This is a genomic window from Flavobacterium akiainvivens, assembly GCF_001278115.1.
Lineage (GTDB): Bacteria > Bacteroidota > Bacteroidia > Flavobacteriales > Flavobacteriaceae > Flavobacterium > Flavobacterium akiainvivens.
This window is the reverse complement of sequence record NZ_LIYD01000005.1, coordinates 1,174,387-1,200,715: the sequence shown is the minus strand read 5'-3', so window position 1 is coordinate 1,200,715 and position 26,329 is coordinate 1,174,387. Positions and strand designations below refer to the sequence as shown.

At 44.6% G+C, this 26,329-nt stretch carries 23 protein-coding genes; 6 read left to right on the top strand and 17 right to left on the bottom strand.

All coding sequences use genetic code 11. The features are described from left to right. Positions 1-9: 9 nt before the first annotated feature. Positions 10-1,638: an acyl-CoA carboxylase subunit beta gene (locus AM279_RS05490; protein WP_054406748.1), complete on the top strand. Its 1,629-nt coding sequence runs from the start codon at positions 10-12 to the stop codon at positions 1,636-1,638. Between the two features lie 321 nt (positions 1,639-1,959). Here the strand turns inward: AM279_RS05490 and AM279_RS20745 are convergent, their stop codons facing one another. From AM279_RS20745 to prfB, 3 genes are all read right to left on the bottom strand, one after another. Continuing rightward, entirely contained in the window at positions 1,960-2,109 is a 150-nt protein-coding gene (locus AM279_RS20745) for a hypothetical protein (RefSeq protein ID WP_162838290.1), read from the bottom strand. A 9-nt stretch (positions 2,110-2,118) separates the two neighbouring features. Next, positions 2,119-3,294, bottom strand: a complete 1,176-nt coding sequence (locus AM279_RS05485) for a Fic family protein (RefSeq protein ID WP_054406747.1) — start codon at positions 3,292-3,294, stop codon at positions 2,119-2,121. An 86-nt stretch (positions 3,295-3,380) separates the two neighbouring features. After that, a protein-coding gene (gene prfB, locus AM279_RS05480; RefSeq protein ID WP_143090333.1) for a peptide chain release factor 2 occupies positions 3,381-4,482 on the bottom strand; the annotation gives its coding sequence in 2 pieces (ribosomal slippage) (positions 3,381-4,418 and positions 4,420-4,482; 1,101 coding nt in all). A gap of 55 nt (positions 4,483-4,537) precedes the next feature. Here prfB and AM279_RS05475 point away from each other — a divergent pair. Then, positions 4,538-5,563, top strand: coding sequence for a threonine aldolase family protein (locus AM279_RS05475; RefSeq protein WP_054406745.1), 1,026 nt, complete (start codon positions 4,538-4,540; stop codon positions 5,561-5,563). 190 nt (positions 5,564-5,753) lie between these two features. Further along, the gene (locus tag AM279_RS05470; RefSeq protein WP_054406744.1) at positions 5,754-6,047 is read left to right on the top strand and encodes a hypothetical protein; all 294 of its coding nucleotides are present in this window, start codon (positions 5,754-5,756) and stop codon (positions 6,045-6,047) included. On the opposite strand, the gene AM279_RS05465 is transcribed toward AM279_RS05470, so the two are convergent. Then, the gene (locus AM279_RS05465) at positions 6,048-7,055 is read right to left on the bottom strand and encodes a toxin-antitoxin system YwqK family antitoxin (protein ID WP_054406743.1); all 1,008 of its coding nucleotides are present in this window, start codon (positions 7,053-7,055) and stop codon (positions 6,048-6,050) included. It abuts the gene before it with no gap. Between the two features lie 162 nt (positions 7,056-7,217). Next, complete coding sequence (locus AM279_RS05460; protein WP_054406742.1) at positions 7,218-7,532, bottom strand: YbaB/EbfC family nucleoid-associated protein; 315 nt, start codon at positions 7,530-7,532, stop codon at positions 7,218-7,220. 73 nt (positions 7,533-7,605) lie between these two features. Here AM279_RS05460 and AM279_RS05455 point away from each other — a divergent pair, with 73 nt between their 5' ends. Both AM279_RS05455 and AM279_RS05450 read left to right on the top strand, forming a co-directional pair. Next, positions 7,606-9,735, top strand: a complete 2,130-nt coding sequence (locus AM279_RS05455) for a S9 family peptidase (protein WP_054406741.1) — start codon at positions 7,606-7,608, stop codon at positions 9,733-9,735. 82 nt (positions 9,736-9,817) lie between these two features. Beyond that, the gene (locus tag AM279_RS05450) at positions 9,818-10,858 is read left to right on the top strand and encodes a PLP-dependent cysteine synthase family protein (RefSeq protein ID WP_054406740.1); all 1,041 of its coding nucleotides are present in this window, start codon (positions 9,818-9,820) and stop codon (positions 10,856-10,858) included. Between the two features lie 279 nt (positions 10,859-11,137). Here the strand turns inward: AM279_RS05450 and AM279_RS05445 are convergent, their stop codons facing one another. The 12 genes from AM279_RS05445 to thrA all read right to left on the bottom strand — a co-directional run bounded on the left by AM279_RS05445 (position 11,138) and on the right by thrA (position 24,387). Continuing rightward, positions 11,138-11,842, bottom strand: a complete 705-nt coding sequence (locus AM279_RS05445; RefSeq protein WP_054406739.1) for a head GIN domain-containing protein — start codon at positions 11,840-11,842, stop codon at positions 11,138-11,140. A gap of 131 nt (positions 11,843-11,973) precedes the next feature. Beyond that, on the bottom strand, positions 11,974-13,026 hold the full coding sequence (locus AM279_RS05440) for a DUF4097 family beta strand repeat-containing protein (protein WP_054406738.1): 1,053 nt from the start codon (positions 13,024-13,026) through the stop codon (positions 11,974-11,976). Then, a complete protein-coding gene (locus AM279_RS05435; RefSeq protein ID WP_054406737.1) occupies positions 13,010-13,552 on the bottom strand; it encodes a hypothetical protein in 543 nt (180 codons plus the stop codon). Before AM279_RS05435 ends, AM279_RS05440 begins: the two co-directional genes overlap by 17 nt. Further along, complete coding sequence (locus AM279_RS05430) at positions 13,549-14,103, bottom strand: RNA polymerase sigma factor (protein WP_054406736.1); 555 nt, start codon at positions 14,101-14,103, stop codon at positions 13,549-13,551. Before AM279_RS05430 ends, AM279_RS05435 begins: the two co-directional genes overlap by 4 nt. A gap of 268 nt (positions 14,104-14,371) precedes the next feature. Then, a complete protein-coding gene (locus tag AM279_RS05425) occupies positions 14,372-15,091 on the bottom strand; it encodes a YebC/PmpR family DNA-binding transcriptional regulator (protein WP_054406735.1) in 720 nt (239 codons plus the stop codon). Positions 15,092-15,157: 66 nt separating this feature from the next. Further along, a complete protein-coding gene (locus AM279_RS05420; protein ID WP_054406734.1) occupies positions 15,158-17,203 on the bottom strand; it encodes a S41 family peptidase in 2,046 nt (681 codons plus the stop codon). Between the two features lie 203 nt (positions 17,204-17,406). Then, a complete protein-coding gene (gene gcvT / locus AM279_RS05415; RefSeq protein ID WP_054406733.1) occupies positions 17,407-18,489 on the bottom strand; it encodes a glycine cleavage system aminomethyltransferase GcvT in 1,083 nt (360 codons plus the stop codon). Positions 18,490-18,568: 79 nt separating this feature from the next. After that, the gene (locus AM279_RS05410; protein ID WP_054406732.1) at positions 18,569-19,045 is read right to left on the bottom strand and encodes a hypothetical protein; all 477 of its coding nucleotides are present in this window, start codon (positions 19,043-19,045) and stop codon (positions 18,569-18,571) included. Positions 19,046-19,050: 5 nt separating this feature from the next. Then, a complete protein-coding gene (locus AM279_RS05405; protein WP_054406731.1) occupies positions 19,051-19,464 on the bottom strand; it encodes a hypothetical protein in 414 nt (137 codons plus the stop codon). Positions 19,465-19,588: 124 nt separating this feature from the next. Then, positions 19,589-20,878, bottom strand: coding sequence for a threonine synthase (thrC, locus tag AM279_RS05400; protein ID WP_054406730.1), 1,290 nt, complete (start codon positions 20,876-20,878; stop codon positions 19,589-19,591). After that, a complete protein-coding gene (locus AM279_RS05395) occupies positions 20,875-21,795 on the bottom strand; it encodes a homoserine kinase (RefSeq protein ID WP_054406729.1) in 921 nt (306 codons plus the stop codon). The genes thrC and AM279_RS05395 overlap by 4 nt, the downstream gene beginning before the upstream one ends. Positions 21,796-21,936: 141 nt before the next feature. Continuing rightward, positions 21,937-24,387, bottom strand: a complete 2,451-nt coding sequence (gene thrA / locus AM279_RS05390; RefSeq protein WP_054406728.1) for a bifunctional aspartate kinase/homoserine dehydrogenase I — start codon at positions 24,385-24,387, stop codon at positions 21,937-21,939. A gap of 396 nt (positions 24,388-24,783) precedes the next feature. Between thrA and AM279_RS05385 the strand changes: the two genes are divergently transcribed. Beyond that, a complete protein-coding gene (locus AM279_RS05385) occupies positions 24,784-26,283 on the top strand; it encodes a bifunctional ADP-dependent NAD(P)H-hydrate dehydratase/NAD(P)H-hydrate epimerase (protein ID WP_054406727.1) in 1,500 nt (499 codons plus the stop codon). Positions 26,284-26,329 lie beyond the last annotated feature (46 nt).

The following is a 26,329-nucleotide window of genomic DNA, read 5'->3' as shown; positions in this document are numbered from 1 at the left end:
ACAATCAAAATGGATATTAACTTCAATAAAAATGAAGACCATAATAAACTGCTGCTGTCTGACCTTAAGCAAAAATTTGCTAAGGTAAAGCTGGGCGGTGGCGAAAAACGCATTGAAAAACTGCACGCCGAAGGCAAGTTAACCGCACGCGAACGTATTGATTACCTGTTAGATAAAGATTCTAAGAGTATTGAGATAGCGGCCTTTGCCGGAGACGGTATGTATGCCGAACACGGTGGCTGCCCAAGCGGCGGGGTAGTGGTGGTTATAGGTTATGTGTCAGGTAAACAGTGTGTTGTGGTGGCTAACGATGCCACAGTTAAGGCCGGGGCGTGGTTCCCAATAACCGGTAAAAAGAACCTGCGCGCCCAGGAAATAGCCATGGAAAACCGCCTGCCCATTATCTATCTTGTTGATAGTGCGGGAGTTTACCTGCCCATGCAGGATGAGATATTCCCTGATAAAGAGCACTTTGGCCGTATTTTCCGTAACAATGCCATTATGAGTAGCATGGGTATTACCCAAATTGCTGCCGTTATGGGCAGTTGCGTGGCGGGTGGGGCTTACCTGCCCATTATGAGCGATGAAGCCCTGATTGTAGATAAAACCGGCAGTATTTTCCTGGCTGGCAGCTATTTAGTTAAGGCGGCTATTGGCGAAAGCATTGATAACGAAACACTTGGGGGTGCTACTACACACTGCGAAATCAGTGGTGTGACTGACTATAAAGCCAAAGACGACCGCGATGCCCTTGACACCATACGCAATATAGTTGATAAGATAGGTGCTTATGAAACAGCGGGTTACAGCCGTACTGAAGCCTTAAAACCTGCCCTTGAAGAAAAGGATATTTACGGAATACTGCCCAAAGCACGAAACGAGCAGTATGACATGATGGAAATCATCAAACGCCTTGTGGATAACTCTGATTTTGAGGAGTATAAGGCCGGTTATGGGCAAACTATTATTACCGGGTATGCCCGTATAGACGGCTGGGCTGTGGGCATTGTGGCCAACCAGCGCAAGGTGGTAAAAAGCAAGAAGGGCGAAATGCAGTTTGGTGGCGTAATCTACTCAGACAGTGCAGATAAGGCCACCCGGTTTATAGCAAATTGCAATCAAAAGAAGATTCCGCTGGTGTTTTTACAGGATGTTACAGGCTTTATGGTGGGCTCTAAATCAGAGCATGGCGGCATTATTAAGGATGGCGCCAAAATGGTCAACGCCGTGAGCAATTCAGTAGTGCCAAAGTTTACTATTGTGGTTGGAAACTCCTATGGTGCAGGTAATTACGCTATGTGTGGCAAAGCGTATGACCCCCGCCTGATTGCCGCCTGGCCCAGTGCTGAGCTCGCTGTTATGGGTGGTGCACAAGCCGCCAAGGTACTCCTGCAAATTGAAGCCAGCAGCCTGAAAGCCAAGGGGGAAGAGCTGACCCCGGACAAAGAAACCGAGCTGTTTGACCGCATTAAGGCTAAGTATGATGCCCAGGTTTCGCCGTATTATGCGGCTGCCAGGTTGTGGACCGACGCTATTATCGACCCGCTTGATACCCGTAAATGGATTTCTATGGGCATTGAAGCAGCCAACCATGCGCCGATTACAAAACCCTTCAATCTGGGTGTAATCCAGGTGTAAAAGTGCTTAATTTTTCACTTTTGGAGTTCAACATTCAGTTTGAAAGTCGAAGGTCAAAAGTCATAAAGTAGGGTTTTGGGACGTGAAAATCATAACGCAAAATAAAACCCCGGGATTTTGGTTCCGGGGTTTGTTGTTTTTTATGTTTTGGGTGCCGCTTTGAAATTTCAAAAAGTTGCTTTCGGGGTAAAATTCACGATATATCGTGAATTTTTTTTCGATGCCTGTCTAAATTGGTAACCCGTTTTTTGTCTTTTTTTATAAAAGTTGCCTCTGAAAAAATTCACGATATATCGTGAATTTGATATATGCAAATAATTGTCAGGCTTTTTTAGAACTTTTTTTAGTAACTGCTTTAGCTTCCTCTTTTCGCGACTTTATAAAATCACTTATTTCTTTAGCTTCTCTTTTTGTCAGGGGGGTACTTTCTATCACAAAATCTACTCCCTCCGGTTCTTTTATGTATCCCATCGAATTACTTTAAATTTGTTCAATTCCATAAATTGCTTGAGTTAAAATGACTTTAAGAGGCTGTAAGTTACCGTCAATTTCAGCTGAGCTTAATGCATTAAAATATCTACTACGATCTTCAATAATGATTTGATAATTAATTTTTAAAAGTTCCGCTACTTGCTGAGATAATAAAAATCTTGCTATTCTACCATTTCCATCGAGAAATGGATGAATAGTTAAGAAACTATAATGAAAATCTGTTATAGCATCAATGATAGTGCTTTTTTCGGAATCTTTAATTGAGTTATAATTATTATTCCATTTAGTTAAGAGATCTTGTAAATCTTTGGATATTTCTGAAGCTTTAGTAGCGACAAATCTCGCTTCAGACATTTTATTTCCTCCTATCCAAACGTCAACGGTTCTGAGTTGGCCAATGTGTGTAGATTTAGTCTCAAATAAAATTGCTTTATGAAAGAAACGTAAGTCATTAATAGTTAACTTGTCTGTTATAAAGTTGATAGTTGGGAATCTTAACTCTTTTTTATTTGATCGTTCATTATGTCCATTTAAGAACGAAAATGTACTCATTGTGGCCTCATAAATATTTTGGACCATTTTAAATGCTTTCTCTGATGGCTCCTTCCAAGCTTCAATTTTTTTTCCAATTGAATCAATAATGTAATCACTATTGTCTTTTAAAAGATCTTTAAGGTAAGTTCTTTGGTCAGAAAAAAAACTTAACTGTTCCTCCTTTGACATACTAATTCCTAAGTATTCTAATCGCAACCCAAATCCTATAGGAGAATCGAGAATAACTCTTATTCTTTCTACATGATAAATTATGGCGTTGCAAGATTCGTTGCCAGCTATAGATATTAATGTTTCTCTTTGAATGGGGGTTATTTTTTGATTAGTTAAAAAAATAATTCCATCAACTTTGTTTTTTTTAAAGCCTTCCAAGTCTGTCTTGAACTTCTTTTTTATGGCATTAAAATTATTTGGGGTGGTAGGAAAATATGTGGCACCAATATATTTCCATCCGTTCAATTCACAAATTATGTCTTTAGTACCATCTGGGCCGCCTAATGGGCTTTGTGGGTCGATAGAACTATAACCTTCTAAGCTTAGAAGATTAGCACAAAGCCTTTCAGCTTTTGTTTGTCCCTCTCTCCAATTACTTAGCATTATTTCTGTACTCATTGAAATTTTGATAAGAATATAAATATACAAAAAAACCTGCAACTTATCAGCTACAGGTTTCAATATCAAATAGAAAATCGTTAATCCTAATTCTCCTCCTCCTTCTGTCCCATCATCATCAGGTACGCCTTCAGGAACTCGTCAATGTTGCCGTTCATCACGCCATCGGTATCGCTGGTTTCGTAAGCAGTACGCACATCTTTAACCAGCTTGTAGGGGTGCAGCACATAGTTGCGAATTTGCGAACCCCACTCAATCTTCATCTTGTTGGCTTCAATCTCATCGCGCATGGCCTGGCGTTTCTTAAGCTCAATTTCATATAGCTGTGATTTAAGTAACTGCATGGCCTTGATTTTGTTATCAAGCTGCGAGCGGGTCTCCGAGTTTTCAATAATAATACCGGTAGGGTGGTGGCGCAGGCGCACCGCAGTCTCTACCTTGTTAACGTTCTGGCCTCCCGCACCGCTGCTTCGCATGGTTTCCCAGCTAATGTCAGATGGGCTTATCTCAATCTCAATAGTATCATCTGCCAGCGGGTACACGTACACCGATGCAAACGAGGTATGGCGCTTGGCGTTACTGTCAAACGGAGAAATGCGCACCAGCCTGTGCACGCCGTTTTCGCCCTTAAGCCAGCCAAAGCTGTAATCGCCTTCAAACTCAAGCGTCACGGTTTTAATACCGGCAACCTCGCCCTCCTGGTAGTTAAGCTCCTTCACCTTGTAGCCCTCTTTTTCGCCCCACATAATGTACATACGCATCAGCATACTGGCCCAGTCGCAGCTTTCGGTCCCACCGGCCCCGGCAGTAATCTGCAATACGGCGCTCATGCTGTCGCCTTCGTCGCTCAGCATGTTTTTAAACTCAAGGTTTTCTATGTGGGTAACGGTAAGGGTGTACTGGTTGTCAAGCTCTTCCTCACTAACGTCGCCTTCTTTATAAAAGTCATACATTATCTGGAGCTCTTCGGCCAGGTCGTTCGCTTTATTATAATCTTCCACCCATTTCTTCTTGCTGCGCAGCACCCGCACAATGGCTTCGGCCTGCTTGGCATTGTTCCAGAAATCAGGGGCAAAAGTCTTCTCTTCCTCGTTGGTTATCTCTATTAACTTCCTGTCAATGTCAAAGATACCTCCTCAGCGCACCAAGGCGCTCTATAATACCTTTTATTTGTTCGGTATTTGTCATAAAAACTGTAGTTTTGTATTAAGGTATCGCAAAAATAAGCGATATTTTTTAGTATATGGAAATTAATTTAGTCAGCGACACAGTTACAAAACCCTCGCACGAAATGCTACAGCAAATGTTCAGGGCAAAGGTGGGCGACGATGTATATAAACAAGACCCGACGGTTAATGAGCTTGAGGAAGCTGTAGCGGGCCTTTTCGGTATGGAAGCCGCGCTTTTCTTCCCCAGCGGCACCATGGCTAACCAGGCAGCTATAAAGCTGCACACCCAGCCCGGCGACGAACTTATTTGCGACAAATGGGCGCACGTATACAATTATGAGGCCGGCGGCCCGGCGTTTAACAGCGGCGTGTCGTGCAGGCTGATTGACGGCCACCGTGGCATGATAACCGCACAGCAGGTGCAGGATGCCATAAACCCGCCCGACTTTTACCACAGTCCGTTAACAACCCTGGTGTGTATAGAGAATACCACCAACAAGGGTGGGGGGGCGACTTATGATATCGAAACCCTGAAGCAAATTAAGCAGGTGTGTACCGATAATAACCTGAAATACCACCTTGACGGCGCCCGCCTGTGGAACGCCCTTGTGGCGCGCAAACAGCACCCCAAGCATTATGGCGAACTGTTCGATACCATTTCGGTGTGCCTTAGCAAGGGCCTTGGTGCTCCTGTAGGTTCGGTTTTGGTAGGCTCTAAGCCCGATATGAACCGTGCACTGCGCATCCGTAAGATTTTTGGTGGCGGCATGCGCCAGGCCGGTTATCTTGCCGCTGCGGGCCTCTATGCACTTCAAAACAACGTGGGCAGGCTGGAAGAAGACCACCGCCGTGCAAAACAGCTGGCGCAGGTGCTACAACACCTGCCATGGGTACAAAGTATAGAGCCTGTTGAAACCAATATATTGATATTCTCTGTACAGCCGCAATACAGCGAAGCCGCCATTATGGAAAAGCTGAAACAGAAAGGCATTTTTATCAGTTCGCTGGGCAAAAACAAGCTACGCATTGTTACGCACCTTGATTATAAAGAGGTTATGCACCAGTATGTGGTGGATACGTTGAGCAAGTTTACGTTGTAGTTTCAGGTTTAAGAAATTAGAAATTAGAATTCAGAAATTAGAATGAGCTTCACTCAGCTATAGTGAAACGCGGATTGGCCTTCGACAAGCTCAGGCTGACAATACGGATTTAGTTTGTTTTTTTTATTATATAACAGCAACCGTGGCATTCCCCTCCGAAGGAGGGGAATCCTCACTCAAACCCATCAACATGAAAAATATAGTAATAGCTACCGGTTTGCTTCTTTTTGCTTCCTGCTCAAAAACAAATGAAGAAATAATCACCACCCACCAGTGGAAGCACGGCGGCGGCTACCCGGCAGCGGGCGACTGGATTGATTTTTCGCGCGAAGCTGTTACTTTTTCTAACGATACGGTTTATCATAACAACACACCTGTAGCGGTGGCAGACAGTATTTCTACCCATTATGGCGAATACCGTTTGCACCTAAAATCGTTATCAGGCAAGGGTAGTGGCACTTATGTAGAAAAAGGGGAGAAGTAGTTAATTAGATGCTTTAGTGTATTTAATAAGTGTTGCTAACAACTCATCTTTAGAGGTAATCTTTTCTTTATGCCGGGTTTTAACAAGCGTTATTGTTACAGTAGCCTTAAAACTGTCATCTTCAGGCTCAATCCTCACTACCTCTTTATTGTTTGAATAAAAAGTAACCCGCTTTATCTCGCTGATTAACTGCATTTCATCAATACTCCCCTTCTGAAAAAAATAGGGTTCCGTGTACGATTCAAAAACGGTTTCCTGGGTTTTGTATCCTGATCCTTTGTACCTGCTTAATGTATATTGGTACAGTATCCTTTTATCTTCTTTAAAAAATGTAATTCGCTTTTTCTTTTTCCATCTAAGCGTTTGGTTTATAGTTCCGGTAGAGTTATAAATCATAAATCCTGAAGATGTTTCATGCAGGCTTAATTTTCCGTCATTATAATATTCGTTATGCTCAAACCCATTAATGTTTCCTGTGTAGGATTTAATAGTTCCGTTAGTATAATATTCTGTTTTAGACCATTTCTTTTTGTGCTTAAAATGCATTTCCTGTAGCTTTCCCAAGTTAGAATACATTTTGAGGAACCCATCTAACTGGCCGTTTTTAAATGTGCCTGTCTGCCGTATTGTACCATTAAAGTAATAATCGGTTACAAGTCCGTTCGCTTTTTCGCCACACGAAAAATATTCAGAAAATGGAGGGTTAGAAATATAAATCGATAAATTTAGTTTGGTCGTATAAAAAGTGTCCGTCCTTATTTCCGTATCATTAAATTTAATCGAAACGGGTGCCTCTTTAAAATCGTGATGCATTTGATACACTCCCGGTTCAGGTAGAGTTATGGTATCGTTATCTGTATTGGTATAGGTTTCACCTTTCCAGTCAGTGAGTTGAAAATATTCGTAGTCCTTATTGCCTGTGCATTGGTTTATCATAACCGGTACATACTTAATCTGGCTATAACCGGCGCTGCTTATAAGTAAGGAGAGGAGTATTTTTTTAAGCATTGTGAGAGGATATTTTTAAGCTGTTAAAGTAATAAAAAAGCAGATGTTTCCATCTGCCTTACTACATTCGAGTGAAGCTCATTCTAAATTCTAATTTCTGAATTCTGAATTTCCGTCAGAGTGAAGCTCAAAATCTGAAATCTAAAATCTTAATTCTGAAATTTAAAACATCCCCGGAATATTCGGCATGCCGTCTTTGGCAACAGCCGCAAGCTCGGTTTCGTTAACGTTTGTAGCTTTTTCAATAGCCTTGTTCAGTACTAATATAAGGTAGTCTCCCAGCTGTTCTTTATCTTCCAGCAGGCTGTCGTCTATGCTCAGGCTTTTTATGGCGCGGTTAGCCGTAAGGGTTACCTTTAGCAGGCCGTCGCTGCTTTGTTCATCAACTAAAACAGTATCAAGCCTTTTTTTGGTTTCTTCAATCTTTTTCTGGGTTTCCTGAAGTTTACCCATCATTCCCATTAAATCTCCAAACATTTTTATTAGGTTTAGTGTTAAATATTATTGCAAATGTATTAAATTGGCGTGTTATTTACCAACCCTTAAAAGAATGAAAAAGTGCTTACTTTTAAGTACAGTTTGTGTTACTTTTGCCGCACACGCTCAAAACAGCAAAACAGCAATGACTGAAAACATAGTTCCGCCGGTTGCAGCCATAAAGGCAAAGCAGCTGGAAAAACACGGAGACATCCGCACAGATAACTACTACTGGCTAAACGAAAGGGAAAACCCCGAAGTTATAGACTACCTTAATAAAGAAAACGAATATTACCAGAAAAGCACCGCCCACACCAAGCAGCTCCAGGAAGAACTATTCCAGGAAATGAAGGGCAGGATTAAGGAAGACGACTCGTCTGTACCTTATTTTTACAATGGCTACTGGTACATTACCCGTTTTGAAACCGGAAAAGACTACCCCATACACACACGCCGCAAAGGCAGCATGGATGCCAAAGAAGAAGTTTTGTTCGACTGTAACGAAATGGCCAAGGGGCACAGCTACTTTAACCTGGGCGGGCTAAACATTAGCGAAGACAACAAATGGGCGGCTTTTGGCGTAGATACCGTGTCGCGCAGGCAGTACACCATTCAGGTTAAAAACCTTGAAACCGGCGAGATACTGCCATTTAAGATTGAAAACACTACCGGCGGCTCTACCTGGGCAGGCGATAACAAAACGCTGTTTTACACCCGTAAAGACGAGGTAACCCTGCGCAGCGATAAAATTTACAAGCACAAACTGGGCGAAGACCCTGCCAAAGATGCCGTTATCTATCACGAGAAAGACGATACCTACAGCACCTTTATATATAAGGAGAAATCTAAAAAATATCTTGTAATAGGTTCAAGCAGCACCCTAACGAGCGAATACCGCATTTTGGATGCTAAAAAGCCCGATGGCGAGTTTAAAGTATTCCAAAAACGTACCCGCGGGCTTGAGTATGGCATTAGCCATTATGGCGATAAGTGGTACATTGTTACCAATAAAGACAAGGCTACCAACTTTAAGCTAATGACTACGCCCGAGGGCAAAACCGAAAAAGAAAACTGGGTAGACCTTATAGGCCACCGCAAAGATGTGCTGCTGGAAGACATTGATATCTTTAAAGACTACCTTGTAATAAGCGAGCGCAGCAACGGCCTTAACAAAATACGCATCCGCCCTTGGAAAGGCGAGGAATACTACCTGCCGTTTGATATAGAAACCTACACCTGCGGCACGGGCACCAACCCTGATTTTGATACTGATATACTGCGCTACAGCTACCAGAGTATGGCCACGCCTTCTTCGGTAATTGACTTCAATATGAAGACGAAAGAGAAGAAAGTGCTTAAGGAGCAGGAAATACTGGGTGGCAAGTTTGATAAAAACAACTATACCGAAGAGCGCATCTGGGCCACCGCACAAGATGGTACCAAAGTGCCTATTTCTATCGTATACCGCAAGGGAATCAAAAAAGACGGCAGCAACCCGTTCCTGCTGTATGCTTACGGTTCTTACGGCTATAGTATGGACCCATACTTTAGCAGTATACGCCTTAGCCTTTTAGACAGGGGCTTTGTATATGCCATTGCCCACATCCGCGGAGGCGAAGACCTGGGCCGTGAGTGGTATGACAACGGCAAGCTGCTTCAAAAGAAAAACACGTTTACTGATTTTATAGACTGTTCTAAATATGTAATAGCCCAGGGCTATACCTCGCCGCAGCATTTATATGCACAGGGAGGCTCTGCCGGGGGGCTTTTAATGGGTGCAATTGTTAATATGGCGCCACAACTGTACCACGGCGTTATTGCCCAGGTGCCGTTTGTAGACGTTATTACCACCATGCTCGATGACAGTATTCCGCTTACAACAGGGGAGTATGACGAGTGGGGCAACCCTAACGATAAGGAATATTATGACTATATGAAATCCTACTCGCCTTATGATAATGTAACCGCACAGGTATATCCTAATATGCTGGTAACTACCGGCCTGCACGACAGCCAGGTGCAGTACTGGGAGCCGGCCAAGTGGGTTGCGCTGCTGCGTGTTGTTAAAAAAGGTAATAACCAGCTGTACCTTGATACTAATATGGAGGCAGGCCACGGAGGCGCTTCCGGCCGATTTGAAGCCCTTAAGGAAGATGCCAAGGAGTTCAGTTTTTTACTAGATTTGGAAGGAATTAAAAACTAATTAAATTTTTTTTGTTAGCTTTGCAGGGTTTTAAGGTAGCTAAAAACCATAAGCAGGGCTACTTTGCTAACTTATTTTTTTTATGAAAGAAGAAATAAAAGCCTATAATAACGTATTGGAACTGATAGGGAATACACCCCTGATCAAAATCAATAAGGTTACCGAAGGGTTGAAAGGAAATTTTTATGCTAAAGTAGAAGCTTTTAACCCCGGACACTCCACTAAAGACAGGATTGCCCTTTATATAATTGAAGAAGCCGAAAAGCGCGGCATCCTAAAACCGGGAGATACCATTATTGAAACCACCAGCGGAAATACAGGCTTTAGCGTGGCTATGGTTAGCATAATTAAAGGTTATGACTGTGTACTTGCCGTAAGCTCTAAATCTTCTAAAGACAAGATTGATATGCTGCGCGCCATGGGTGCCAAGGTATATGTTTGCCCTGCAAACGTATCGGCAGATGACCCAAGGTCTTACTACAGCGTGGCCAAAAGGCTGCACGAAGAAACTAAAGGCTCTGTATACATTAACCAGTATTTTAACGACCTTAACGTAGACGCACACTACACTACCACCGGCCCCGAATTATGGGAGCAGACCAATGGTAAAATAACCCACCTTATTGCCTGTAGCGGTACTGGCGGAACCATTAGCGGTACAGCGCGTTTCCTTAAAGAAAAGAACCCTAACATCAAGATTTTAGGTGTTGATGCTTATGGCTCTGTACTTAAAAAATACCACGAAACCCGTGAGTTCGACAGCGAGGAAATTTATCCATACCGCATAGAAGGCCTTGGTAAAAACCTTATCCCTACGGCTACCGACTTTGATGTTATAGACAAGTTTATAAAAGTAAACGACGAAGACAGCGCCCACGCTGCACGCCACATAGCCAAGACCGAAGGCCTTTTTGTAGGCTACACCAGCGGTGCAACACTACAGGCTGCACGCCAGTATGATGAGGCAGGTGAGTTTGACGAAAACAGCAATGTGGTACTTATTTTCCCTGACCACGGTTCGCGCTACATGAGCAAAGTATTTAGCGATGACTGGATGAACGAGCAGGGATTTTTTGACAGCGTTAACCTTGAAGAAGCGCAGAAAATAGAATTTATAAAGTAATCGTACTTTATTAAAATATAAAACTCCGGGACACACAACCCGGAGTTTTTTTGTTTGTTGTTTTATGTAGGGGATAGGTAAAAAAATAGCCCCGGCAGAACGCCGGGGCTATTTGCATGAACGCTACATGCTTGACTACTACTTTGCCCCCAAAGACATTACAAATGTATGCCCATTATTAAAATTATAAAATACCTAATAATGGGTATTTTTCAATTAAAAAGCCACCCTGCTTGCACAAGATGGCCTTTTTTTAAACAACGTGTATGAAATTTTGGGCTACAGCATGGTAAATTCACCCTGTCCGCTGCGCATAAGGTCTTTAATTTTAGGGGTACCGCTAAAAACAATATTTCCGCTGCCGTTTATACGCCCGGTAAGCGCATGCCTGCAATTGGCTTCTATTGTGCCCGAACCTGATACACACGCTTTTACATCCTGTGCCGTAAGGTCATAAGCCATAATGTGGCCACAGCCAATAATTTTTGCGGTAAAGTTTGTGGCATTGCCGGTTACTTTTATTTCGCCCTGGCCCAGCAGGCAGGCCTCAACGTTTTCAGTGCTTGTTTTAAGCTTTATACTGCCGCAACCGTCTATAGATACCCTTACGTCATTTTTAATGGCTTTATCGGCCTCTATATGCCCCGTGCCCACAAGGTCTATGCGGTTAAGGGTAGTAAAAGGTACTTTTATTTCTACTTTCTGGGTTTGGGGCAGGGTTTTGCCTTCTGCAAGTTCAATAACAAGGGTGCCGTCTGTTACGGTAGTGGTAATTAGCGCCAGCATTTCGTTTTCACCGCTAAGGCTTAATGTGCCGGGTGTCCCTGTGGTAAGGATAACTTTAAAAGGGCCGTTTACCTTAAGGTTTTCATAAGTGCCCACCTGCCTTTCGATTTTGGTTTTGGTGGGGTTGCCCAATGTGCGGGCCGTTGCGGGCAGGGCAATGCATACCCATGCCGCTAACAAAAGTGCTGCTTTTTTCATAATGTCCGTTTTTTGATTTGATGATTAAATGATGATTGATGATTGGGTAGTGTTATGCCATAGCCAGGTGTTTGGTTTGTATTACAGACGTTTAAATCAGGCAAAAGGTTGCACAGGGTTGATTAAGCCCCTTACAGCCTTGTAAGGCTAATATCGCCATAGGCAGAATCTACTGTTAGCTTTGCCGACCCACTGCTGCGGTGGTAGCCCTTAAAGTAGCTGCTGGTGCTGGCCTGTTTCTTTTCCTGTATGGTAAAGTTTTGTGTGCCGTTAACATCGCCATAGGTAACTTTAGCGCTAAAATCAAACGCCCAGGCGGCATCATACCTAACATTAATATCGCTATACCCACCGGATATGGTTACCTGTTTAGCCTCTTTGGTTATACGGTCCACTTTAATATCGCCGTAGCTGGTGCTGTAGTTTAGCATCTCGGTAAGGGTGCCTATTTTTACATCGCTGTAAGTGGCCCTGCCGATAATTTCCTGTGCACTATCTATCTTAATATCGCCGTAAGATGTTTTAAGGTCAAGCCTTTTTACACTGCCCAGCTTAACCTCGCTGTATTCGCCGCTTAAAATAAGTTCATCGCCTACAGTTTGTATTTTAAGGTTGCTGTATTGTGCGTTTATTTTGGTAAGGCCTATATAGTCTATGCTTACGGCATCGCTATATTGCAGGTTAATTTCATTTTTGCTTCCGTTGAGGCGGTCTATGTTCAGGTTGCCATACTGCACTTTTAACACAGCCCTGCCGTCCATCTTGCCCAGTATAACGTTGCCATACTGGTTGGTAATATCAGTAGTGCCCTTACGCGGAATTTTAATGGTATAGTTAATCTCCATACTCACCTTGCCCGAAAAGTTGCCTATCTGGGTTTTTGCGGCTACTTTGGCGGTGGTGGCTTCAAAATTAACATCAATGCTGTTAAGCCTTTTGTCTATCTGGTCCTGTTTATCGCCGCTTACCTTTATAACAACGTCTATAGCGGTTTGGTTTTGGTCCCAGGTGGTTACATACACTGCGCCGTATTTATTGGCAACATCCAGCGCGGCTGTGGCGCTTACGTTAAAGCTTTTGCTTATTTTTTTCTCTTTGGTATACTTGCCTTTATGTTTGCCATCAGCCAGCGCCACCATAGGGGCAAGTAGTAACAGCAGGGTGATTTTAAGTATTGTTCTCATTGTAGTTTTCCTTTATTTTTTTGATGTTTTCAATCCTGTTCAGCACCTGTTCTAAAAACGAGATGCGCGTTTGCAAATTGGTAATCATGGCATGCAGCAGCTGCTTGCTTTCGCCTTTCATTTGCAGCTCTTTTAAAAGCTTGTCATAATCGGCTTCCAGCTGGTTCATGCGTTGCAGGGCATCCTGCACCAGCTTCTTGGTTTCTGGGCTGTCTTCCTTTTCTACCCTGGCCAGTTCTTTTTCTATAATAGATGCAAAATACATCTGGGCCTCTTTAGCCTTAGGCGACATTTTATTTAACGCCATATCTTCTTTGGGCTGCGCCGGCAGCATAAAGAAGATAGTACCCGCAATAAGTACAACAGCTGCCGCTACAGACATTGCAATCCTTAATGGGAAACGTTTTTTCTTTTTGCGCTCCAGGCGGTTTAAAAAGCGGTCTTCGTGGCCGTCGTGGGGTTCTGCAGTATCCCACTGACCGTTTAGCCCGTTAAAAAGCTCATCTAAATTGTTCTCGTTCTTCATGCTTCACTCAGTTTTTTAAGCAGGGCATCTTTGGCCCGGCTTATGGTGGTGCGGCAGTTACCTGCGGTAATGCCTAAAATTTCAGATATTTCTTCCTGGTCATAGCCTTCTATGTACAGCAGGGTAAGCACTACCCGGTAGCTTTCGCGGAGGCTTTGTATGGCCGCCAGCGCCTGTTGTGCCTTAACCTGCTGAAAGTCTATAACCGCTTCCTGCTTGTAATTATCGTCTTCTGTTTTGTACAGTACAGTATCAATCGCATCCATGTCGTTGCGGTTTTGTTTTTTGTACTGGTCTATGCTGTGGTTTAACACAATTTTTTTGAGCCAGGCCCCAAAGGTTACCTCACCCTTAAACATATCCAGCTTGGTAAACGCTTTTAGGAATGCTTCCTGCATTACATCTTCTGCCCAGTGGCTGTCTTTAACAATACGCAGTGCTGTGTTAAACAGCGGCTTATAATAGCGGTTATAAACCTCAAACTGCGCGTTGCGGCTGCCCTGTTTGCAGAGTGCAATTAGTGTATCGATATCCTGTGTTGCGTTTGCCAATTGGTTATTTGGTTTGATATAATGACGGGGGAAGTTAGGGAATGTTACAGTTGCCGGGGAAGAATTTAAGATTTTTGATTTCAGATTTCAGATTGAACTTCACCCAAACTTCTATTTAAGGTATTAAATTATTGATTTTTAATTTTTTATGAAGCAAATAAAAAAAGACCATCCTTTCGGATGGCCTTGATATTTTTAAGCATGAGTGAAGTTCATTCTAATTTATTCCTGAGTGAAGTTCAATCTGAAATCTAAAATCTGAAATGGATTACTCTTCGCTCTCCTGCATAGTGTGGTACACGTTCATTACGTCGTCGTCTTCCTCAATTTTTTCAAGAAGTTTTTCAACATCGGCTACCTGCTCAGCAGTAAGTTCTTTAGTAACCTGTGGAATCCTTTCAAAACCAGACGACAGGATTTCTATGCCTCGGGCTTCAAGTTCTTTTTGTATGGCGCCAAAGCTTTCAAAAGGGGCATACATTAATATACCGTCTTCATCGGCAAAAATTTCCTCAACGCCAAAGTCTATCATTTCCAGCTCCAGTTCTTCTACATCCTGGCCCTCAGCCGGTATACGGAAGTTACAGGTGTGGTCAAACATAAACTCTACCGAGCCCTGTGTGCCCAGTGCACCGTTGCACTTATTAAAATAACTGCGTATGTTAGCCACCGTACGGTTGTTGTTGTCTGTAGCTGTTTCGATAAGAATGGCAATACCGTGTGGTGCATAGCCTTCAAACAAAACCTCCTTAAAGTTGGCCGTGTCTTTGTCTGATGCTTTTTTAATGGCACGCTCTACGTTATCTTTAGGCATGTTGGCTGCCTTGGCGTTTTGTATAACCGCCCTTAGCCTTGAGTTGGTCTCAGCATTAGGGCCACCCTCTTTAACGGCCATTACTATATCTTTGCCTATGCGCGTAAAGGTTTTGGCCATAGCCGACCAACGCTTCATTTTTCTGGCTTTCCTGAATTCAAACGCTCTTCCCATAATTGTTTTTATGTTTGCGGCAACAAAAATATAACTATTCGTTGTTTTTGCAAAACATGGCGGCCTTTAGTTTGATTTATAATTATTGATATCGTTAAGCACTTTAAGGCTCTCAAAAATATACGGGTCCTGGCGTATGGTTTTTATCTTGGCATCGTTCATGCTTTTGTAAAAAGCATCTTGGTTTTGAGTATCCTGCGTGCCAATAGTGTTGTTTACATTAAAGCTGTTTTCGGCCTGAAGCTTATCGGTTATTTCTTTCCAAAGCTTGTCCATGGTGTGGGCATTATCATACACGGTTTGAAAGTTAATGGCTACGGGCTTGCGTTCGCGTTTGTAAAGCTCGTCTACACGTTTGTTTACATCGGCAATGCCGGTTAAAACGGGGTTGCTGCCAAGGCGGTTTTCGCTCAGGGTTACGGCCTGCTTAAGGGCTTCATCGGGCAGTTTGGCATAACGCAGCTTAATATCTATGCTGTCGTTTTTAATGGCCATGGGCATATCTTTTTCGCGCATTAAAAGGCTGTTTAGGGCAAACGGCAGCTCAATATCAGGAATAATGCCGCTGTACTGGCTGCTTTTACCGGTAACGCGGTAAAACTTATCTATGGTAACTTTTACAAAATCAGTCTGCTCCTCATTAAGCGGAAGTATGGTTTGCATGGTGGCCTTGCCCACAGTAGGGCTGCCCACAATCACGGCGCGGTTATAATCCTGCATTACGCCGGCAAAAAACTCGCTGGCGCTGGCGGTGTAGCCGTTTACCAGTACCACCATGGGGCCGTCATACAGCATACCACGGTTATAGTCGCGCACGGTGTTGTAGGTTTTGGTACGGTCTGTCATTACAGATATGGGCCCGAAGTTAATAAACATACCCGCCATGCGGATAACCTCATCCATACTGCCGCCGCCGTTGTATTGCAGGTCTACAATAAGCCCCGATATTCCTGCTTTTCTAAGCTTTGCCAGCTCTTTTGCCACGTCATCGGCACAACCGTCACCTTCTTCGCCATTATCAAAAGCGGTGTAAAAGCTGGGTATTTTTATGTAGCCGGTTTTTTCTTTTCCTTCGCCCAAAACATAGCTGTACACACTGTGGTCGTCAGCCTTCATTACTTTTTTCTCAAGGGTAACGTCATACTGTGTGCCGTCGTTTTTGCGCAGGGTAAGGCTAACCGTTTTATAGGTATCGCTGTATATTATGTTGCCAATGGTTTCCATCGAGGCGCATGATACCGTATATTCCGTTCCGCCCGATTCGAGCTTTATAATCTTATCGCCCTTGGCTACTTTTTGGGTGTCATAAGCCGGGCCGCCGGGCACAACCTCATCTACTACCACTTCTTCGCTGTCGTTTTGGCTTACATACAGGCCAAGCGACAGGTTGCTGGTAGAGATAGTGCTTACAAACGATGCCTTTTCGTTATAGTTGAAATAGGTGGAATGTGGGTCGAAATACGAACAAAACGCCGAATAGAAGCGGTTATACATGGCATTTTCAAACCCTTCAGATGGGGTAAGCAGTGTATTAACACGGCACAGGTAGCTGTCTATCACCTTGTTTTTTGATGTGGGGAAGAGTTTATCAACCAGCTTTTGAAGCGAGTCTTTATTAGTACCCATACGTGCTATGTCTTCCAGCACATCATAAGTAATGCGTTTGCGTAGGAACCCCTTTATGCGCTCTGCGTCTTTAATGTAAGGAAATGCTTTTTTGGAGTAGTACAGGCTGTCTTTACCGGCATAGGGCATAGGGGCAGCGGCTATTTCTTCAACCAGGATTTTATTGCGTTCAAGCGCCTTTTTGTAGGTAACTACAAAGTCGTTAAAAAACGAGCAGTCGTTATTAAGTATGTAATTGTCAATGCTGTATTTGTGTTTGGCAAGTACCTCGGCCTCTTCCTGCAGGAACAGCACGTGGTTTTCGTCAAGCTGGTCCATAACGGCATTATAAATGTAAACCGAAAGGCTGTCGTCTACCGCTTTGGGCTGGTAGTGGCGCTCCTGCATAACCTGGTTAATGCGGCTAAAAGTGGTACAGGCCTTTGTGGCATCCTGCGCCTGGAGGGTAAGTGAACATAACAGGATAAAGGCAAGGAGCTTTTTCATATAGCAATGCGTAATTTTTGACACAAATTACAGCTATTGCCGCGAATTATCAAGTTAATGCCTCGTGAAAATTAATGGTATGTTATAAAAAAGCCACGAATTACACTAATTGCACAAATCCTGATTTAAAATTTGTGATAATTAATGTAATTCGTGGCAAATATTCTTGCTGAAAGCTAACTGCTAATCGCTGAAAGCTTTGCTTACTTCTTATAAAACGGCAGCTTTACCACCTGTGCGGCTACGTCGTTTTTACGGATGCGGATAAATATATCACTGCCTTCGCCTGCAAGGGCGGCAGGAACATAGCCCAGGCCAATGCCTTTGTTTAGCGATGGCGCCATAGTACCCGAAGTTACTATACCAATAATATTTCCTTCAGCATCTACAATTTCATATCCGTGGCGTGGAATACCCCTTTCGGTAAGCTCAAAGCCTACCAGTTTGCGGGTTACACCGGCTTCTTTCTGTTGCTTAAGTGCTTCAGAATTGGTAAAGTCTTTTGTGAATTTGGTAATCCAGCCCAAACCGGCTTCAAGCGGCGAAGTTGAGTCGTCTATATCATTACCATAAAGGCAGAAGCCCATTTCAAGGCGCAGGGTATCGCGGGCGGCAAGGCCAATAGGCTTAATGCCATAAGCGGCACCGGCTTCAAACACCCTGTTCCAAACCTGCTCCACATCGGCATTTTTAACGTAAATTTCAAAACCACCGCTGCCGGTATAGCCCGTAGCTGAAATAATAACATCCTTAACACCGGCAAATTCGCCAATTTCAAAATGGTAGTATTTAATAGCGGCAAGGTCTACCGGGGTAATGGCCTGCATGGCCTCCATAGCCATAGGGCCCTGTATGGCAAGCAGTGAGTATTCTTCTGAAGCATTGTGCATTTCGGCACCCACAGTATTAAACTGCGATATCCATGCCCAGTCTTTTTCTATGTTGCTGGCGTTTACAACCAGCAGGTATTTTTCGTCGTTTACTTTGTATACAATAAGGTCGTCTACAATACCGCCCATTTCGTTAGGCAGGCAGCTGTACTGCGCACGGCCATTAGTCAGGGTAGCAGCATCGTTACTGGTTACCTTTTGTATAAGCGCCAGTGCATTGGGGCCTGTAATAAAGAACTCACCCATGTGCGAAACATCAAACACACCCACGCCATTGCGAACGGTTTCGTGCTCTATGTTAACGCCTTCATATTGAACCGGCATATTATACCCGGCAAAAGGAACCATCTTGGCACCAAGGCCTTCGTGTATGTGCGTAAGCGCAGTATTTTTCATTTTTGGCTGAAATTTAGTTTTCAGGCGCTAAATTATTGAAAAAAATGTAAACAAGGAGTGGGTATTTTGTGAATTAGTTTTATATATCAAAAGGTGTGTTGCTTAATGTATGATCAATCAGAAAATCATTTTGTTGCTGGTACCATGCTAAAGCTACAGGGAAATTTAGACCTCTCCTTGTAATTTTTCCTAATGGAATCTCAAGTATAAAATCTTTTGGCGTAGAAATATTCATTATACTAAAGAATTGAGGCCTTGGCCAAAAATCATCATCTCTAACTGATGAAATAAGTATGTCATAACTACCTCCATTAGAGTCAAAAAACACTTTAAAATCATTTATTATAATATCCGTGTCAGTTGGGGAATTAATTATAATTTTTATTTTTTTTCCATATTTATTTGATCCTTCCAATACAACCCTGAAGTCTGAAAATGGTATTGGTAATGTTCCTGCAATTATTCCGAATCCGGCCCTTATTAATCTTTGGGCTAAACGATAAATTGTCTCACTTTTTCCTACCGACTGTGCGCCGCCTATAAGTAAACATTCCATAATTTCTAACTGTTTGCCTTCATACTCGCCATTAATCCCCTTACAAACCGTGTACCGCCAAAAAGTATGGCACCCCAGGCTACAACATATTTGCCACCGCCGCTGGCTGCACTATAGGTAGCTGCGGTAACAATAATGCCACCCACACACCACACGGCGCCCCAAAGCATGTCTTTATTGGCTTTTGCCTTATAAGCATTGGCAACTTCAGTTTCTACAGATTCTGCCATAATAGCGGCCTCGCTTTCGGGCATGCCAAGATTCATCAGGGCTGTTGTTACCTCATAGCGGTTTTTATCCTGGTTAATCATAAGGTTGGCAGCAAAATTATAACACTGGTCATAATTCATTAGGGTCGCCATTACCTGAGGTTCAAGAGGGGCAGACTGCACATTGGGTGTTTGAGGAGTGTTTTCCATACTATTGGTTTATTGGTTGTTGGGGTTAAAAATAATAAAAAATTAGTACTATTTTAGGGTTGCCACGAATTTCACGAATTCTCACAAATTATTAATGTACATTCGTGAAATTCGTGGCAAAATACTACCCAAACAAAAACGCTTTCAGTTCTTCATAACTGCTAATGGTATCCGCTTTTTTCTCGCCATACAGCACCGCCTGTATTTGTTCCGGAATTTCAATCTCAATACCTAAATTATCGGTAATACTATCCGCAAACTTAACCGGGTGCGCCGTTTCAAGGAACACGCCCGTGTAGCCGGGATTTGCCTCCATAAATTGTTTCAGGCCCAGGTAACCCACAGCCCCGTGCGGGTCGGCCATGTAGTTGTTTTCGGTGTACAGCTTTTTAAGGGTTTCAATGGTTTGGGCATCGGTAAACGGGTAGGAGGTAAGTTCGTTATCTAAAGCGCCAAACTCATTGCCAAACAGCTCAAGTATGCGCACAAAGTTGCTCGGGTTGCTCACGTCCATAGCGTTGCTCAGGGTTTCGATGGTTTTGTGGGGCTCATAGGTTTGCGAACCCATATAGCGGGGAACAGTGTCGTTAGCATTGGTAGATGCCACAAAGTGTGCTATAGGCAGGCCAATTTTCTTAGCCATCATACCTGCACAAATGTTACCAAAGTTACCGCTGGGCACGCTTACCACTACGGGCTTGCCGTGTTTGCCCAGCTCTTTATAAGCAAAGAAGTAGTAAAACATCTGCGGCAGCCAACGCGCAATGTTTATTGAGTTGGCTGAAGTAAGGTTCACGCCCTTAAGCCCCTCGTCAAGAAAGGCCTGCTTTACCATGTCCTGGCAATCGTCAAACGTGCCCTTTACTTCCAGCGCGCGAATGTTTTGACCCAGAGTAGTGAGCTGTTTTTCCTGAACGTCGCTTACCTTTCCACTCGGGTAGAGTATGACCACATCTATGCCTTCAACACCCAAAAAGCCACTGGCAACCGCCCCGCCGGTATCGCCGCTTGTGGCGACCAGAATGGTGATTTTCTTGTCTTCGCCCTGCGTGAAATAATTCAGGCAGCGCGACATAAACCGTGCGCCCACGTCTTTAAACGCCATGGTAGGCCCATGAAACAACTCAAGGGAATACACATCATCATCCGCCTTTACAACAGGGAAAGGAAACGACAGGGTTTCGGCCACAATGCCGCGGATTACGCTTTCAGGAATCTCATCGCCCACAAACGGCGCAATGGCACGGTAGGCTATTTCTTCGTTACTAAAACTATCCAGGTTATTGATAAAATCGGCGTCAAGCTGCGGAATGCTTTCCGGGAAGTACAGGCCCTTATCGGGCGCTATGCCGGTTATGGCGGCTTCTTTAAACGTGGTTTTTATATGGTGGTTGTTAAGGCTGTAGTATTTCATAATATCTTAATTCCTGTTGGGTTAATGGGTGATACATGCACGTCAAACGGCACGCTGGTCTGGAGCATTATGGCGCTCATGGCATCGGCGGCTTTAGCGGCGGTTTCTTTGCCCTTACTTAGCGCGAAGACCGATGGCCCCGAGCCCGATATGCCCCCGCCAAGCGCCCCGGCTGTTTTCGCGGCCGCTTTGAGTTCGTCAAACTGAGGTATCAGTATGCTGCGTATGGGCTCTACCAGCTCGTCGTGCAGGCTGCGGCCTATTAAACCGTAATCGCCGGTGTACAGCCCGCTGATGAGCCCGCCCAGGTTGCCGCATTGTATGGTGGCTTTTTTAAGCGGGATGTTTTCCTTTAGTACCGACCGCGCATCCTTGGTCTTCAACTCAATATGCGGGTGGATAACCGTTACATACAGTTCGTTGGGTGAGGGTATGGTAATGATATCCAGCGGTTCGTAACTCCGCACCAGGGTAAAGCCGCCCAAAAGGGCAGGGGCTACGTTATCGGCATGGGCGCTGCCGCTGGCCAGTTTTTCGCCCTGTATGGCAAAGTGCACCAACTCTTTATTAGTTAATGGCGCTCCCAGAAGCTGGTTAATGCCAAATACCGCACCTGCCGCACTGGCTGCACTGCTGCCTATGCCGCTGCCCGCCTTGATGTTTTTAACAATGCGAATCTCAAAACCGCAATCAGGCTGTAGGTGTGCCAGCAGGGCCAAAGCCGCTACGCCTGCCACGTTCTTTTCGGCTTCGAGGGGCAAGTCAGTACCCACAATCTCTGTAATGCGGATGCCCGGCTGTGCGGTTTTGGTTATGGTCATTTCATCGCCCACACTCTCCAGGCACAGGCCCAGCACGTCAAAACCACACGAAACGTTGGCTATGGTAGCAGGCGAGAATAGTTTTATTTGGTTCATATTAGTTTTGGCCTCACCCCAGCCCTCTCCAAAGGAGAGGGAGGAGCTACACGAGGTGTTTTGATTGCTAATTAGTTCTGTCAGGCTGTATACCCGTTCACGGCTCCCCTCTCCTTTGGAGAGGGGTTGGGGGAGAGGCGTTTATCGGTTTCCAATCCTGATTACATCTGCAAAAATACCCGATGCCGTTACATCTGCTCCGGCTCCTGCGCCTTTAATAATCAGTGGCTGGTCTTTATAGCGGTCGGTATAAAACAGCACAATGTTGTCTTTACCCTCAAGGTTGTAAAACGGGTGCGATTGCGGAATGAACTGCAGCCCTACATTTGCCTTCCCGTTTTCAAACGACGCCACAAACTTAAGCCTGTCGCCCTGTGCCGATGCTTTGGCATAAAGCGCATTAAAATGCGCGGCGTTGTCTTTAAGCGACTGTACAAAATCATCGTTGTTAGTGGTAGCCATACAGGCATCCGACAGGAAGGATACGGTGGCAATATCATCAATTTCAAAGTCGTAACCGCTTTCGCGGATGAGTATTACCAGCTTGCGTTTTACATCTATACCACTTAAATCAATTTTTGGGTCGGGTTCTGTATATCCCTCTGCCATAGCCTGTTTTACCACGTCAGCAAAAGCATTACTTTCATTAAAATTATTAAAGATAAAATTCAGGCTGCCCGAAAGTACCGCCTGTATTTTGTGCACCCTGTCGCCACTCGCCACCAGGTTTTTAAGCGTGTCAATAATAGGCAGCCCGGCACCTACGTTGGTTTCAAACAAAAACGGTGCATTGTATCGGCGGCTCAGGTTTTTGAGCAGCTTGTAGTTTTCATATTCACCCGAAGCAGCTACCTTGTTGCAGGTAACCACAGCAATGCTGTTGCGGAGAAAGTCGGCATAGGTGGCGGCTACGTCATGGCTGGCGGTGTTGTCTACAAAAATGCTGTTGCGCAGGTTGAGCGCCTTTATTTTGCTTATGAAGCTGTGGGCATCAGTAGCTACACCATTAGATAATTGTTGTTTATAATTTTCAAGCTCAATGCCTTCTTCGTCAAAAAACATCTGGCGGGAGTTGGCAAGGCCGGCAATGCGTACATTGAGATGCAGGTTATCGCGCAGGAATTGCGACTGGTTGTGTATCTGGCTTATGAACCTGTCGCCCACGTTGCCCACGCCCATAACAAACAGGTTGAGCTGTACCACGGCTTCCTCAAAAAAGGTTTCGTGCAGGGTGTTGAGGGCTTTTTTAGCATCTTTCTTGTCGATAACGGCAGAGATGTTCCGTTCGCTGGCACCCTGTGCTATAGCGCGTATGTTGATGTTGTTTCGCCCCAGCGAGCTGAACATACGCCCGCTGAGCCCCTGGTGGTTTTTCATGTTTTCGCCCACCACGGCAATAATGCTCAGGCCGTATTCGGCAATGGCGGGGTATATTTTTTGCTGCTGTATCTCAAAGTTGAATTCGGTGTCAATAGCGGCTTTTGCCTTGTGGGCTTCGGCTTCTAAAATACCAAGGCATATAGAATGTTCGCTTGAGGCTTGGGTAATAAAAATAACGTTGATGTTCTCTTTACTTATAACCTCAAACAGGCGCTTAGAAAAGCCCGCCACGCCAACCATACCGGGGCCTTCAAGGGTTATGAGGGTAATATCGTCTACATTGCTTATGCCGCGTATGGGGTTGCTGCTCTTCACTTCCGGCACTTTGCTCACGGTACTGCCGTGGGCTGTGGGCTCAAAGGTGTTTTTTATGTGCAGGGTAATGTCTTTGTTGAGAATAGGCTGAATGGTAGGCGCGTAGAGCACCTTGGCGCCAAAATGCGACAGTTCCATAGCCTCTTCAAAGGTGATGTAGGGTATGGGTTCGGCCTGTTTTACCAGTTTGGGGTTGGCGGTATAGATACCGTTTACGTCGGTCCATATTTCAAGGGATGGCACTTCCAGTGCGGCAGCTACAATGGCAGCGGTATAGTCGCTACCACCACGGCCCAGGGTAGTGGTATAACCGTCTGCCGACTGCGCTATAAACCCGGGCATTACATTTATGGAATGGTTATCGGCTTCAAAATAGTTAAAGATGAGGGTATTTGTTACCTCAAAATTAACCACCGCCTTGCCAAAACGGCTGTTGGTCTTGATCAGCTCACGGCTGTCGGCCAAAGCGGCATCTTCGCCCTGGGCTTTTAGCACTTCGCTTATGATGTAAGACGACAGTACTTCGCCAAACGACAGTATAAGGTCTTTGGTACGTTCAGATAGTTCGCCCAGCAGGTAACAGCCATCCAACAGTGTTTCCAGGCGGTTGAGTTCGCGCTTGGCATGGCTCAGCACGCTGCTTTGGCCCGTAACCGGCACCAGGCCTTTAATCGTATCTATGTGGCGGGTTTCTACCTGTTGCAGTACGGCTTTATAGTCTTCGTTTTTTTGGCTGGCGCTAACGGCGGCTGAAAGAAGCAAATCAGTAACCCCGCCAAGGGCTGAAACCACTACAATTACGGGTTCTTTTTCTTTCTTTTCCTTAATGATATCAAGACAGCGCGATATGTTTTGGGCATTGGCTACAGAGGTTCCGCCAAATTTTATAACGTTCATATGCAATTTTGTTTGGCCACGAATTACATGAATCAATACTGGTGCTTCGGGGCGGTTTATTTAGCCACTAATTACACTAATTATCACAAATTCATTAGTGTAGATTTGTGAAATTCGTGGCTTACAATATTATTTTTCGGTTAAGTAAAGCAGTTGCGGGTTATTTTTAAAATAACCGCAGGCGCGTGGATTATATGTAAATGATTATACCCCGAATGGGGTGGTGGTTGTACCTGTAATAATAATGGCAGCAGCGCCGCAGGTTGCGGTGCAGGAAGTTAAATATTTGTTGCTGATTGCCATCATATACTTACAAATATAATAAATTTACATAGCGGGCAGCCGTAGCAGTGGCTTTTTGCGGAATTTTTACAAACACAACTTTTATACTGTAAAATGAAGATTTTCGACACAATAAACATACGTGAGGCTGATAAAGTCACAATTTTAAACCAGGGGCTTACGTCGTTCCAGCTTATGGAACGCGCTGCAAACGAGGTGTTTTTGTGGATAAAAAAGCACAGGCCCGATAAGGAGACTACCTTCCATGTGTTTTGCGGGCAGGGCAATAACGGCGGCGATGGCCTTGTAGTGGCCCGCCTGCTACACGAAGCCAACTATCCGGTGTGGGTAGATATTGTAGCGCAAGCCGGTACACCAACGCCCGACTTTGAAGCTGCCCTGCAAAAAGTAAAAGAGGCTGATATGGAGTGCAACCTGAATGCCAACTATACGTATGAAAAAGACAAGCTGGTATATATCGATGCGCTTTTTGGTACCGGCCTGAGCCGCGACCTGCACCCCGAAGTGGTAAAGGTTATTGAGCGCATAAACGCCTGCGACGGCAAGGTACTTTCAATAGATGTTCCGAGTGGTATGTTTATGGATAAGACTACAGCCGTTGCTGTAGAGAGCCATGTGGTGCTCACGTTCCAGTTCCCCAAATTGGCATTTTACCTGCCGGGCAACAGCCGTTTTATCAACAAAATTGCCATACTGGATATTGGCTTGGATAAAGACTATATTGCCAATACGCCTACATCATATTACCTGTCAGACTGTCCCTCCATATTGCACCGCTACCGCCCCGTAAGCCGTTTTGCGCACAAGGGTACGCAGGGGCATGCCCTTATTATTGGCGGCAGCTACGGTAAAATGGGCGCGGTGGTATTGGCTGCCAAAGCCGCATTGAAGTCCGGCTGTGGGCTGGTAACGGCCTACATACCTAAATGCGGGTATGATATTATGCAAACGGCTTTCCCGGAGGCTATGGCGCTTACGGAAGGGCAGGAGCATATTACCAAAATTGGGTTCGATATGCAGCCTAAAGCCATTGGTATAGGCCCGGGCATAGGCCAGCACGAAGAAACCCAACAGGCGCTGCACGATTTCCTGAAGCTGAACAACACACCGCTGGTGGTAGATGCCGATGCACTTAACATACTCTCCTATAATAAAGAATGGTTACCGCTTTTGCCCGAAAATACCATCATGACCCCGCACCCCAAAGAGCTGGAACGCCTTATGGGCAGTTGGAATAACGATTTTGACAGGCTCGAAAAGATGAAAGCATTCGCCTCAGCGCACAACCTGATACTGGTGGCAAAAGATGCCCATACCATGGTGGTGCACGGCGGTACTGTACACATTAACACCAGCGGCAATGCGGCATTGGCTACGGGCGGCACGGGCGATACGCTTACCGGCATTATAACAGGGTTGCTGGCGCAGGGCTATAACGCGGTTGATGCGGCCATCTTTGGCGTACACCTGCACGGGCTTACGGCCGATGTGGCAGTTGAGCACACGGGAATGCAGGCTTTTACGGCAAGCGATGTTGTTACTTATATGGGCAAAGCCTACCTGCATATTGAGGCAGAATTGCATAAAAAATGAAAAGTTACTAAAAATCTTGTTTTTTAGTTGCTAATTAGTGAATTTT

What these genes read in the sequence shown, in the direction of transcription:
- AM279_RS05490 (WP_054406748.1), top strand. Translation starts at nt 10, where the DNA reads ATGGATATTAACTTCAATAAAAATGAAGACCATAATAAACTGCTGCTG.
- AM279_RS20745 (WP_162838290.1), bottom strand. Translation starts at nt 2,109, where the DNA reads ATGGGATACATAAAAGAACCGGAGGGAGTAGATTTTGTGATAGAAAGT.
- AM279_RS05485 (WP_054406747.1), bottom strand. Translation starts at nt 3,294, where the DNA reads ATGAGTACAGAAATAATGCTAAGTAATTGGAGAGAGGGACAAACAAAA.
- AM279_RS05475 (WP_054406745.1), top strand. Translation starts at nt 4,538, where the DNA reads ATGGAAATTAATTTAGTCAGCGACACAGTTACAAAACCCTCGCACGAA.
- AM279_RS05470 (WP_054406744.1), top strand. Translation starts at nt 5,754, where the DNA reads ATGAAAAATATAGTAATAGCTACCGGTTTGCTTCTTTTTGCTTCCTGC.
- AM279_RS05465 (WP_054406743.1), bottom strand. Translation starts at nt 7,055, where the DNA reads ATGCTTAAAAAAATACTCCTCTCCTTACTTATAAGCAGCGCCGGTTAT.
- AM279_RS05460 (WP_054406742.1), bottom strand. Translation starts at nt 7,532, where the DNA reads ATGTTTGGAGATTTAATGGGAATGATGGGTAAACTTCAGGAAACCCAG.
- AM279_RS05455 (WP_054406741.1), top strand. Translation starts at nt 7,606, where the DNA reads ATGAAAAAGTGCTTACTTTTAAGTACAGTTTGTGTTACTTTTGCCGCA.
- AM279_RS05450 (WP_054406740.1), top strand. Translation starts at nt 9,818, where the DNA reads ATGAAAGAAGAAATAAAAGCCTATAATAACGTATTGGAACTGATAGGG.
- AM279_RS05445 (WP_054406739.1), bottom strand. Translation starts at nt 11,842, where the DNA reads ATGAAAAAAGCAGCACTTTTGTTAGCGGCATGGGTATGCATTGCCCTG.
- AM279_RS05440 (WP_054406738.1), bottom strand. Translation starts at nt 13,026, where the DNA reads ATGAGAACAATACTTAAAATCACCCTGCTGTTACTACTTGCCCCTATG.
- AM279_RS05435 (WP_054406737.1), bottom strand. Translation starts at nt 13,552, where the DNA reads ATGAAGAACGAGAACAATTTAGATGAGCTTTTTAACGGGCTAAACGGT.
- AM279_RS05425 (WP_054406735.1), bottom strand. Translation starts at nt 15,091, where the DNA reads ATGGGAAGAGCGTTTGAATTCAGGAAAGCCAGAAAAATGAAGCGTTGG.
- AM279_RS05420 (WP_054406734.1), bottom strand. Translation starts at nt 17,203, where the DNA reads ATGAAAAAGCTCCTTGCCTTTATCCTGTTATGTTCACTTACCCTCCAG.
- gcvT (WP_054406733.1), bottom strand. Translation starts at nt 18,489, where the DNA reads ATGAAAAATACTGCGCTTACGCACATACACGAAGGCCTTGGTGCCAAG.
- AM279_RS05410 (WP_054406732.1), bottom strand. Translation starts at nt 19,045, where the DNA reads ATGGAATGTTTACTTATAGGCGGCGCACAGTCGGTAGGAAAAAGTGAG.
- AM279_RS05405 (WP_054406731.1), bottom strand. Translation starts at nt 19,464, where the DNA reads ATGGAAAACACTCCTCAAACACCCAATGTGCAGTCTGCCCCTCTTGAA.
- thrC (WP_054406730.1), bottom strand. Translation starts at nt 20,878, where the DNA reads ATGAAATACTACAGCCTTAACAACCACCATATAAAAACCACGTTTAAA.
- AM279_RS05395 (WP_054406729.1), bottom strand. Translation starts at nt 21,795, where the DNA reads ATGAACCAAATAAAACTATTCTCGCCTGCTACCATAGCCAACGTTTCG.
- thrA (WP_054406728.1), bottom strand. Translation starts at nt 24,387, where the DNA reads ATGAACGTTATAAAATTTGGCGGAACCTCTGTAGCCAATGCCCAAAAC.
- AM279_RS05385 (WP_054406727.1), top strand. Translation starts at nt 24,784, where the DNA reads ATGAAGATTTTCGACACAATAAACATACGTGAGGCTGATAAAGTCACA.